Annotated in this window: 8 protein-coding genes; 2 read left to right on the top strand and 6 right to left on the bottom strand. The window is 34.9% G+C overall.

Annotated features, from left to right (window positions below; genetic code table 11):
* Positions 1-316 precede the first annotated feature (316 nt).
* The 3 genes from ACFOZ1_RS13980 to ACFOZ1_RS13970 are packed head-to-tail and all read right to left on the bottom strand — an operon-like array spanning position 317 to position 4,389.
* Positions 317-2,203 carry an ABC transporter ATP-binding protein gene (locus tag ACFOZ1_RS13980; RefSeq protein WP_390200273.1) on the bottom strand — a complete coding sequence of 629 codons (1,887 nt, stop codon included), beginning with the start codon at positions 2,201-2,203 and terminating at the stop codon, positions 317-319.
* On the bottom strand, positions 2,193-3,929 hold the full coding sequence (locus ACFOZ1_RS13975) for an ABC transporter ATP-binding protein (protein ID WP_390200272.1): 1,737 nt from the start codon (positions 3,927-3,929) through the stop codon (positions 2,193-2,195). The genes ACFOZ1_RS13980 and ACFOZ1_RS13975 overlap by 11 nt, the downstream gene beginning before the upstream one ends.
* The gene (locus ACFOZ1_RS13970) at positions 3,922-4,389 is read right to left on the bottom strand and encodes a MarR family winged helix-turn-helix transcriptional regulator (protein WP_390200270.1); all 468 of its coding nucleotides are present in this window, start codon (positions 4,387-4,389) and stop codon (positions 3,922-3,924) included. Before ACFOZ1_RS13970 ends, ACFOZ1_RS13975 begins: the two co-directional genes overlap by 8 nt.
* Before the next feature lie 177 nt (positions 4,390-4,566).
* Here ACFOZ1_RS13970 and ACFOZ1_RS13965 point away from each other — a divergent pair, with 177 nt between their 5' ends.
* A complete protein-coding gene (locus ACFOZ1_RS13965; protein ID WP_390200268.1) occupies positions 4,567-6,882 on the top strand; it encodes a polyprenyl synthetase family protein in 2,316 nt (771 codons plus the stop codon).
* A gap of 657 nt (positions 6,883-7,539) precedes the next feature.
* On the opposite strand, the gene ACFOZ1_RS13960 is transcribed toward ACFOZ1_RS13965, so the two are convergent.
* From ACFOZ1_RS13960 to ACFOZ1_RS13950, 3 genes are all read right to left on the bottom strand, one after another.
* Positions 7,540-8,544, bottom strand: a complete 1,005-nt coding sequence (locus ACFOZ1_RS13960) for a FecCD family ABC transporter permease (RefSeq protein ID WP_390200266.1) — start codon at positions 8,542-8,544, stop codon at positions 7,540-7,542.
* Positions 8,541-9,536 carry a FecCD family ABC transporter permease gene (locus tag ACFOZ1_RS13955; protein ID WP_390200264.1) on the bottom strand — a complete coding sequence of 332 codons (996 nt, stop codon included), beginning with the start codon at positions 9,534-9,536 and terminating at the stop codon, positions 8,541-8,543. Before ACFOZ1_RS13955 ends, ACFOZ1_RS13960 begins: the two co-directional genes overlap by 4 nt.
* Before the next feature lie 177 nt (positions 9,537-9,713).
* Positions 9,714-10,661: an iron-hydroxamate ABC transporter substrate-binding protein gene (locus tag ACFOZ1_RS13950; protein ID WP_390200262.1), complete on the bottom strand. Its 948-nt coding sequence runs from the start codon at positions 10,659-10,661 to the stop codon at positions 9,714-9,716.
* Positions 10,662-10,929: 268 nt separating this feature from the next.
* Here ACFOZ1_RS13950 and ACFOZ1_RS13945 point away from each other — a divergent pair, with 268 nt between their 5' ends.
* Positions 10,930-11,988 carry an NAD(P)/FAD-dependent oxidoreductase gene (locus ACFOZ1_RS13945; RefSeq protein ID WP_390200260.1) on the top strand — a complete coding sequence of 353 codons (1,059 nt, stop codon included), beginning with the start codon at positions 10,930-10,932 and terminating at the stop codon, positions 11,986-11,988.
* Positions 11,989-12,076: the final 88 nt, after the last annotated feature.

Here is a 12,076-nt window from a genome sequence, read left to right as displayed (position 1 = left end):
AAGTATCCCATAGGAGTGGGAGTGTGCGCCTTCGCTTAATGAAGCTCTACAATGTTTGGAAGTGCAGGTATTTTGGTTTATAACGAATAAGAGCTTTAATCTAATGACAAAATCATAATCGATATGAACTAAAGTTAACATTTCTATGATTACATTAATTGTAGAGTATCAAAAAGCACATATCGAAGCTCAAAGTTGCCAGATACTATTACATCGCACTTTCCTTCTAAATACACACAAAATCCAAACAATTCGGTAACTAACCACCGAATCGTTTGGATTTTTGTAATGAGAAAATTCTTTTGTCTACATCTCTCTATGCCATCTCAAATGCGCCAGTATATAATTGATAGTACTTTCCTTGATCTTCTATAAGTTTTTCGTGGTTTCCTCGTTCAATAATTTCACCATGATCTAATACAATAATAACATCTGCATTTTGAACTGTAGAGAGACGGTGTGCAATGACAAAGACAGTTCGGCCTTGCATAAGTGCATCCATTCCTTTTTGTACAATGGTTTCTGTACGTGTATCAATACTTGAAGTTGCTTCATCAAGTATCATGACTGGAGGATCTGCAACTGCTGCTCTAGCAATACTTAATAATTGACGTTGACCTTGAGATAAGCCACCACCATCATTAGATAGAATCGTATGATAACCATCTGGAAGTTTACGGATAAATTCATCCGCCTTCGCTAATTTGGCTGCTGCAATAACTTCATCATCTGTTGCGTCTAGTTTTCCATAACGGATATTATCCATGACAGAACCTGTGAATAGATTTGTATCTTGTAAGACAATACCTAATGATTTACGAATATCTTCTTTCTTCATTTGTTTAATATCAATACCATCATATAGAATTTTCCCACTATCAATCTCATAGAATCGATTAATTAAATTGGTTATTGTTGTTTTACCCGCACCAGTTGCACCAACAAAGGCAACTTTTTGTCCTGGTTTTGCATATAGGTTAATATTCTTCAAAATTGGTTTATCGGGATTGTAACTAAAGTGTACTTGTTCAAATTGTACATCCCCTTTTAATGGGACATAGCTTACTTGTGAAGTTTGGTCAAGTACTTTCCATGCCCAACTGTCTTGTGTATGATTGGATCTTACAAACGAATCATTAACAAAGGAACCCTTCACTAATGTAACGGTATCTGTATCTTTTTCTACTTCTTCGTCCATTAACTTGAAGATACGCTTTGCACCAGCTAATGCCATTACGATTGCATTTAACTGCTGAGAGACTTGTGCAATTGGCATATTTAACGTTTTACTTAATTGTAAGAAACTGGCGATTGCTCCTAATGTAATGCCACCAATATTTCCAACAGCTAATAAACCACCAGCAACAGCAATTAACACATATTGCAAATGCCCCATGTTATTTAGAATTGGCATCAGAATATTTGCATACCTGTTTGCATTTGTTGCATGCTCACATAATTGTTCATTTAATTGATCGAATTGTTTTTTTGCTTCTTCTTCATGATTGAATACTTTTACTACTTTTTGCCCATTTATCATTTCGGCAATATAGCCATTTGTTGCACCTAAGGAAGCTTGTTGTTTGCCAAAATAACTACCAGTTTTGTTGGCGACATTTCCTGTAATAAAGAACATCACAGCAATTACAACAAGTACAACAATAGTTAAGTAAATACTTGTAAAAATCATTGCTGAAAATACTGCAATAATTGTAATTACGGATGAAAACATCTGTGGCACACTTTGTGAGAGCATTTGTCTTAATGTATCTGTGTCATTTGTATAATGACTCATAATATCCCCATGAGAATGTGTGTCAAAATAACGAATCGGTAACTTCTGCATATGTTCAAACATATCGTCACGAATCTTCTTTAATACACCTTGGCTAATCACAACCATTAGTATGTTATATAAATACGTGAAGACAATACCTACTAAGTAGATGAGTGCCATAATCAGAATAGCTCGTAATAAACCAGTAAAAACAGGGTTTTCAACACCGACTAATGGAACGATGTAATCATCAATTAGAATTTCTAAAAATAAGGAGCCACTCACATTTGCAATTGCACTTACAACAATTCCGATTAATACAATGATAAAAAGGAGTTTGTAGTCTTTAAAGATATAGCCTAGTAAGCGTTTGATTGTACTACGATCCACTTTTGGTTTTTCCATTTTTTTAGGGTTAGATGGCATCGACTATTCCTCCCACCTGTTGAGATTGATATACTTCCTGGTAAATGGCGTTGCTAGTTAATAAGGAATCATGCGTTCCAATTGCCTGAATGTTGCCATTATCTATTACCATAATTTTATCTGCATCCATGACAGAGGTAACACGCTGGGCAATAATGATTTTCGTTGTTTCAGGAATTTCAGTACGGATTGCCTCACGAATATACGCATCTGTCTTTGTATCAACAGCACTAGTAGAATCATCAAAGATTAGTATTTTTGGTCTCTTTAATAGTGCGCGTGCAATCGTCAAGCGTTGTTTTTGCCCACCAGATACGTTAGAACCACCTTGTTCAATATGTGTGTCATATCCATCAGGCATTTCCATTATAAAATCATGTGCTTGTGCTAATTTACATACGCGAATTAATTCTTCATCTGTTGCGTCTTTATTTCCCCAACGCAAATTCTCTTTAATCGTACCAGAGAATAGAACGTTTTTCTGAAGAACGACTGCGACTTGGTCACGTAATGTGTGTAAGTCATAATTTCTTACATCTACACCTCCAACTTTAACCGTTCCTACAGTCGTGTCATAAAGACGTGGAATCAGCTGTACGAGTGTGGTTTTAGAACTACCAGTACCACCGATTATACCAACAGTTTCGCCTTGTTTAATGGAAAAATTAATATTTTCTAAGACTAAATTGTTTTTGTCATGTTGATAACTAAATCCAACATTTTCAAATGTAATATCTCCACTAGCTACCTCTAGAATCGGATCATCATTATTGTGTAAATCTGTTTGTTCATCTAAAGATTCTACAATTCTTTCTGCAGAAGCACGTGAAATAGTAATCATTACGAAAACCATTGATGCCATCATTAATGACATAAGAATTTGTGCAGCATAAGAGATAAGACTGACTAATTCACCCGTTGTCATCGTGTCAGATACGATAAATTGTGCACCAAACCAAGAAATAAGCAAAATACTCGTATAAATAGCAAATTGCATTAAAGGCGCATTAAATGCTAAGATTTTCTCAGCAGTAGAGAAATCTTTAAAAATAGATTTCGAGACTTGATGGAATTTCTTTGTTTCCTCTTGGTCACGGACAAATGATTTAATCACACGAATGCCTCGTAAATTCTCTTGTACCACACTATTTAATTTGTCATATGTTTTGAATACACGTTTAAATAATGGATGTGCTTTCTTGATAATAAAATATAAGCCTAAACCAAGCACAGGTACAATCGTAAGAAATACTAGTGACAATCTAGCATTAATACTAAATGCCATAATTAACGAGAATAGTAACATGATAGGTGCCCTTATTGCTGCACGGAGAATCATTTGATATGCATTTTGGACATTGGTCACGTCTGTTGTCATCCTTGTGATGAGACTTGCTGTAGAGTACTTATCGATATTGGAAAAAGAGAAATTCTGTACATTATAAAATAATTGCTTTCTCACATTTTTCCCAAAACCACTAGATGCTTTTGCTGCATAATGACCTGCTAATACACCGAATAATAAGGAAATTAATGCAGAGAAAAATAGTGCGCTTCCAATAATCAAAATCATATTCATTTCACCTGGATTAATTCCATAGTCAATTAAGAAAGCCATTAATAATGGAATGATTACTTCCATGATTACTTCTAAGACCATAAATATTGGTGTGATTAAAGAGTCTTTCTTATATTCACCAATTAGGTTAGCTAATTTCTTAATCATTTTGTTTACCCCCTTTATTCTCTGTTGAGATATTCTTTTTTATTTTTTCTATTGTGTGAAAGAATTGTGCTAGTTCTATTTCTGTTAGGTCTTGTTGTAATCGGTCTTCTACTTCGGTAATGGATTGATGAATGATTTTGTTTATTTTTTCGGCTTTATCTGTTAAAACCAGTCGCTTTAATCGTGCATCATGTGAGACAGATTCGCGAACCAATAATTCATTTTTCTCCATTGTCTGTAATATTCCAGTTACAGAAGACCTACGTATATTAAAATTTGTCTCAATATCTCGTTGGTAAATATCTCGCTCCTTAGAATGATGGGAGATATAACCAATAATCATCCCTTGCATACCGGTTAATTCTTGCCCATAGTTTTTAGTGATTTGTTTATTAATTGCTCGTTTTAGTAAGTTAGAAAGTACTTTAATCTCAAATCCAACTACTTTTTTGTCATGCATATCCCTTCTCCTTTTTTGTTAGGATGCTAACAATTATAATTGGAAAAATTTATACTGTCAATAACGAAAACATTAGATTATTTCAGAAATTAACTATAAAAATGAATCGTATTCTTTTAGAGTACGTATAGTAGAATAGGAAGAGTGGATAATTAATCAACAAGTGAGGATTTAGTCATGAATAAATTTGAATACACATATAAACAAAAAGAATCCGAAGCATTAACTTACTATAAAAAGCTAAGAGAAAATTACCAAAGAGAAGATTGTTTGATTGAAATGAGAGATGATTTAATAGAATGGGAAAAACAACAAAAGAAGAGAACTGCATTCACAACTATTGCGAAAGTGATAGATGATAAAAATAAACTAAAATGGCTAAAGAAAACTGGTGAACTAGATCAGTATCTAGATAGAAGTATCTCTTATATTTATTTACGTGATTTAGGGTATTCTCTTATAGACCCTGCTACAAAAGCACGTGTGAAAAATGTTGCGCAAGAACTTGAACAATCACTTCTTAATATGGGGGAGGATACGTTTCATTTTGCCTCATTATTTCGCTGGGCACAAAAAGAAGGGGTGGAACAAACGTATATATGGTTATATGAAAAAATAAAGATGGTTTCTGATCATATGCCAGAACAATTAGATCGAGACAATGCACGAAGAAAATTAATTAAATTAATTGCAGGTGTGTATATGCATGAAGTCGAGAATATGCCAGAGGACATTTCTAGAGTGGATAGAAGAGAGAGGCTAGCACGCGCATTGCGCTTAGGATATTGTTATGGTTTAACATACCCGTTTATTGATGATTTATTAGATAGTGCAATTTTAACAGAAGAAGAAAAAAGTCTATTCTCAGACATCATTCGAACAACAATAAAAACAGGGGTAGTGCCAAAGTTTCCATCATGGAATAACGCGTATCAAGATTTCTTGCAATTTATTCAATGTGAACTAGAAGAAGCATTCCAATATATTCATCAAACATTAGATGAAGAGAAGAAGGAAGACTTTTTTCTGCAAGCATATGTATTTTTTACTGCCCAAGAAGAAGATAGAGTCAAAAGTCTATCGAACAATTATTATACAAATAAAGAAATTTATCTCCCGATTATTTTGAAATCATCTTCTTCTCGTTTAATTGTAAGGTCATTAATTCAAGCAAAGACAGATGTCGAAATAAATCAGCGTATTTTTTACTATGGTATTTACAATCAATTAGCAGATGATTTCACGGATTTATTTCTAGATTTAGAGAATAAGGCTGTCACGCCATATACGTACTATCTTACTTATTATAAAGAAAGAGATGATCTGATTAATCCGTTCAAACTATATTGGATTGTCACACATTTCTTAATTAGGCATGTGTATGATGGGGATGGAAGAACAAAGAAAGTCATATTAGATCGAGCGATGAATGGATTAAAGCGATTAAGAAACCGACTTGGTGAAGAAGGTTTTCGAGAAATTATGGGTATCTATGAAAAAGAAATAGATCAGATGATACCTATTATTGACAGAGTAACAAAGAGAGAATTTAATATAGATTTTTTAGATAAATTTATACGAGATCAGATTTTAACAACAATGAGTGAAGAGAGAGCAGCAAAAAGAAAATTTCAAGCACAAGCAGAACAAATCAAAACACTTCTTACAGAGAATTTGACGATAGCTAAAGAACAATGGACTGGTGTTGTCACAGATGCAGTGAATTATAGTATTGCAAATAACGGAAAAAAGCTACGACCATTGATGACAGCAATGCTTGCAAAAGAAGCATATCAACTCACATATGAGGAAGTGTTGCCGTTATTAAAATCACTAGAGTATATGCATACAGCTTCTCTTATTTTTGATGATTTACCTTCACAGGATAATGCAGCATTTCGTAGAGCAAGTCCAACATTGCATAACGTATATGATCATGCAACAGCTGAATTAGCAGGTGTCTATTTAAGTCAAAAGGCAATCGAAAGTCAGGCGTCACTTAAAGGATTTGATCCATTGGCCATCCTCTCCATGATGCAATATTCTACACGCATGACAGCTCAAATATGTGAAGGGCAAGCATTAGATTTGGCATCAAATAAGGAGAGGCTAACAGAAGAGGCATTAACAAAAATGTGTTATTTAAAAACAGGCTTAGGATTTGAAGTAGCATTATTGTTACCAATGATACTAATGAGTGAAACCGAAACAAATCAAGCATATATGAAACAATTTGCTTACCATTTAGGTCTTGCTTTCCAAATCAAAGATGACATATTAGATGAGGAAGGGGCGTTTGAAGAGATAGGTAAGCCAGTCCAACTCGATCAAGACAATGAGCGCTCTACTTTTGTCACTATATTAGGTGTGGAGAATGCGAAAAAGGCAATGTGGGAACATTATGCGTCAGGATATGAGGTGTTAAAAGAGTTTTCATTTAACACGATGTTTCTTCAACAATTACTTGATTATGTGATTCATCGGGTGAAATAAGCAACAATGGCATATTGATTGTTTCGTGTGCGTAAACTCTGCTTCGGCTTGCCCAATTCCCTTTCCATGGGCTTTTTTCTTCAGCTAACTTTTCCAAGCACAAACCGCTTGGAAAAGTGGATTTTCTGGAAAAAAGGTACCATAGGAGTGGGAGATGGGTGCCTTCGCTCAGTGAAGTTCTTCCATGTTTAGAAGTGCGGGTATTTTAGATTTGTTACAGATATTGTTCATCGTGATTCCTTTTCCACTGTGAAGCGTCCGTAATACCCACAACATAATAAGGGGATTATACATTTTGTATGCTAGTTGTGTGTAAACGGTCGCTAACACTCTGATAAGTTTCGCTACCAATCAGTTAGAGTTTACAACTCCAACTGATTGAAGTCTCACTTTATCTCAGTTGGTTCACTCCAGTCACTACGTTTCTAACCGGGCACTTTCGCTTTTGTGTTATCCAGCTCCAGCCCCCAGAAACTAGGTGACTTCGCAAACCGCCCTACGACATAGAAGACTTACCTCATGTGGATACATGAGGTATAGTCACACTTGTACTGGTGAGTATAAGTCATCATCGATTCGCAAGCTCACCGTGATTCCTTTATCTCAGTTGGTTCACTCCAGTCTCTACGTTTCTAACCGGGCACTTTCGCTTTTGTGTTAACTTCTTTTCATTAATAAATAGATAAAATATGGTGCTCCGATTAGGGCTGTGATGATTCCTGCTGCGACGCCTTCTGCGGAATTAAGGTTGCGGCCGATTGTATCTGCGATTAATAGCAACCATCCGCCAATTAAAATGGCGATAGGTAAGTATAGTGCGTTTCTTGGGCCTATTAATGACTTTGCTATGTGTGGTGCCATTAAACCGATAAAGGAAATACCACCAGTAACAGACACGGCAGAGGCAGCTAGTGCGACAGCTGCTAACAATAAGACGATTCGTTCTTTCTCTACTTTCACCCCGACACCAACAGCAACTGGTTCACTAAATGCAAGTAAGTCTAGTTTACTCGCTTTATATAATATAAAAGGAACCAAGATAAGTAACCATGGTAAAATGGCAAGGATAAATGGCCAATCTGTACCCCAAATAGAACCAGCAAGCCATCTTGAGATAAAATCAACTTTTTCCCGTTCGGATGAAGAAATCAACATCACCATTCCACCAGAAGATGCCATAGAAAAGCCGACACCAATAAGGATGATTTTAATTGGTTGCACGCCAATACCTTTTGTATATGAAGAAATATAGATTAAAAAAGCAATGATGATCGCACTAACAAAAGCAACTATTGGGAGCATATAGATAAAAGAGCCAGCTTCTACTGGATAATATAAGAAGAATAATGCAACACCAAGACCTGCTCCTGAATTAATCCCAATAATTCCAGGATCCGCAAGATCATTTCTTGTAATACTTTGCAAAATAGCACCAGATAAAGCTAAAGCCATACCAGCTAATAGAGTAATCACAATACGTGGTAAACGAATCGAAAATAATACGAACTCCTCTTTAAAAGAGCCTTCCCCAAGCATTGTTGGAATAATTCTATTAAAAGAAACAGAAGAATATCCAAATCCTAAACTCAAAATTGCTGTAATTATAATTAGTGAAAGGAATACAAGAAGAATCACTCGTTGTTTCGTATACTTATTTGTCATAGTCCTTTCACTCCTTTACGAACAATGTACAAGAAAAAAGGAAGTCCTAGTACAGACACAATCGCAGTGAGCGATGTTTCATACGGTGCATTTAGTGTACGGCCAAGCATTTCACAAAATACCATAAAAATGGCCCCAATAATGACAGACATCGGGAGAATATACCGATAATCTTGACCTACAATACTTCGTACGATATGTGGAATCATTAAGCCGACAAATGCTAAATTCCCTGCAAGTGCTACACTTGCACCAGCTAATAAACTTATGATTAAAAATAAGACCAATTTCATGAATACTACATTTTGACCTAATCCAATCGCCACGTCTTCATTTAAACTTAGTAGCGAAAGACTTCTTGCTAAGAACAATGCAATAATAATCCCAACAAGAATAGCTGGTCCAATAATTTTTAATTGACTCCAGTTTGCACCAATAAATCCACCTGCTGTCCACATAGAAACATCTTTTGAAATCTTGTAATAAATACTTACACCATCAGCAATAGCAAACAAAAAGGCAGAAACAGCAGAACCTGCAAGGACTATTTTTAATGGCGAAAATTGTGTACTGCTTAATGAACTAATCCCAACAACAATAAATGTACCAATAGATGCACCTAAAAAGCACAATATCATAATAACAAAGTAGTTTGCAGATGGGAGCAACGCCATTGTGAGTGCTAACGCTACACTAGCCCCAGCCGATACTCCTAAAATTCCTGGGTCAGCTAATGGATTACGCGTGACACCCTGCATGATTGCACCAGAGACCGCTAATGCTGCACCAACTAATAATGCACCTACAATTCTTGGTAAGCGTATTTCTCGTAAAATAGTAATCGTATCTGTAGTGGTAGTGGATGTGATTGCAAGCCATACTTCTTTTATACTCGTATCCTTTGCACCTAAAACAAGTGCGAGTACAGCAACGAATAGAAGGAGTATAGTAAACGCAAGTAATTTAACTATAAAAAATTTATTACGTGTCATTAGTTATCAACAGCTTTCATATGTATTCCGAACTCTTATAAGCAAAATAGTACAAACTTTTGAAAAAGTAAAGGATGAAACAATCGTTATGATTATTTCATCCACTTTTAATTACTAGTATATCATGTGTATTCGTTTTTGTATGACTACACGAGTGATGTTTTAGTAGTTATACGATTATTCTGCTAAAAAATGTTCTTTAAAGAACTCTAATTGATATTCTAGTGTTAACGGATCATTAAAGTAGAACTCATCTGCATTTGCTACAAATACATTTCCTTCTTGTACAGCAGGAATGTTTTTGAATGTGTCTGTCTCCATAAAGGAAGATTCTGTTTCTTCTTGTTTACTTACAATTAAATAGTCCCCAACATATTCTGGTAACACTTCTAATGATAATGTGTAGTATCCAGCTTCTAATGCCATTTCCTTCACTTTCTCAGGCATTTTCAATTCCATCTCTTGATATAAGATTTCTGTACCACGAGCCCAATTGTCGCCAAATACATATAATTCTTTTTCAAAATTCTCGATAACGGATACCGTTGCATCTTCACCGATTTTTGCTTTAATTTCTTCTCCGGCAGCTTGTGCACGAGTTTTGAAATCATCAATCCATGCTTGAGCTTCTTCTTCTTTGTTCAACAATTTACCAATTTCTAAATGTTGTTCTAAATAACCGAGGTTACCATAAGTGAATGTTACTGTTGGTGCAATTTCATTTAATTTATCAATATTTTTAATTGTAGAAAGACCAATAATTAAGTCTGGATCTAATTCAATAATTTTTTCTAAATTTTCGTCAGAAACTTCTTCCACACCTTCTAAATCATAACGTGGGTTAGATTTAGCCCATGAATCAACACCTACTAAAGGTACATCTAATGCTAATACGTTTCCAGCGAATGTAGATAATACGATCACACGCTCTGGATTAGCAGGAACTTCTACTGGACCATTCTCAGATTCATACGTAATGGTGTCACCACTTGATGCTTCATCTGTTGTTTCTTCTTGTTGGTTGTCTCCGCTTTCGTTATCTGCTTGTTCTTTATCGCTATCTTGTCCACAAGCAACTAATGTAAATAATAAAAGCAACAACATGCTAAGTAATACTTTTTTCATTTTTCTTATCCCCTTTTGATTGATATTGATTCTCACTTTCGTTTATAATGATAATGGTTATCAATTGAAATTGTCAACTACTTTTTTAGTGATAATTTTAATTTAGGCAATCAGTATAATTACTATATACATCTAATGAAATGAATAGAAATGTAAGAAACACAAATTATTCATCGGTTTCACTATACATATATTATGTGCAAAATTTACCGAAATCTCAAATAATTCGACATTTTTCTTAAAAAATAATAAAAAGGTGGAAAAGAGAATGGATCAGACAGAATGTTATGATGTAACAATTATTGGCGGAGGACCTGCAGGATTATTTGCTTCTTTTTATAGTGGATTACGTAATTTAAAAACAAAAATTATTGAATATCAACCACATTTAGGTGGAAAAATCCATGTATATCCTGAAAAAATGATTTGGGATGTCGGTGGATTGAAACCGCTATCTGGTGCGCAATTAATCGAACAATTAACAGAGCAAGGACTAACATTTAACCCGACAGTCGTACTTAATGAGAAGATCGCAAAAATATCTAAGCGGGAGGATGGAGTATTTGTATTAATGAATAGTAATGAAGAAGTGCACTATTCCAAAACAGTAATTGTAGCAACGGGGAGTGGAATCTTGAATCCACAAAAATTAGAGATAGAAGGCGCAGAAAGATTTGAAATTTCAAATTTACATTATACGATTCCATCATACAAGCAATTTCAAGATAAAGTTGTACTCGTGTCCGGAGGAAGAGATGCAGCGATTGATATTGCATTAGAACTTGAGGAAATTGCAAAAAAGGTATACCTCATTTATAGAAAAGATCAATTGGTAGGTCATGAGGCGCAAGTAGACAAATTATTAAATAGTTCTGTGACATGTTTATTTGATACCGTCATCTCCACATTACGTTCTGTGGACAATCATACGATTTCGCAAGTAGAGCTACAAAATAATATAGACAATACATTCAAAACAATAGATGTGGATGAAGTTGTGATCAATCATGGTTTTGAACGGGATGCTTCTATTATTCAAAATAGTGATATCTCAATTGAATTAATCGATGATTTCTATATTGCTTGTGATAATAAATCCGCCTCTTCTGTAGAAGGGTTATATGCTGCTGGTGATATCTTGTACAATGATAGTAAAGTGCATTTAATCTTAGGTACATTTCAAGATGCAACAAATGCAGTCAATAGTGCGAAAAAATACCTTGAACCAGATGCAGAGGCAACAGCGATGGTTTCTTCACACAATGATGTGTTTAAAGAGCGGAATCAAGCGCTTGTTCATTCGATGTTAAAAAAAGCAGAATGCTAAGTCATTTCACAATACTCTGTTACACTTATGCATAATGATAGGATAGCAACAAATGATAATGAATAACATGCACACGGAAAGGAAGATA

This window comes from Gracilibacillus marinus, from assembly GCF_042651725.1.
Taxonomy (GTDB): domain Bacteria; phylum Bacillota; class Bacilli; order Bacillales; family Amphibacillaceae; genus Gracilibacillus; species Gracilibacillus marinus.
The sequence above is the reverse complement of the archived record's forward strand: the minus strand, read 5'-3'. Positions and strand labels throughout refer to the sequence as shown.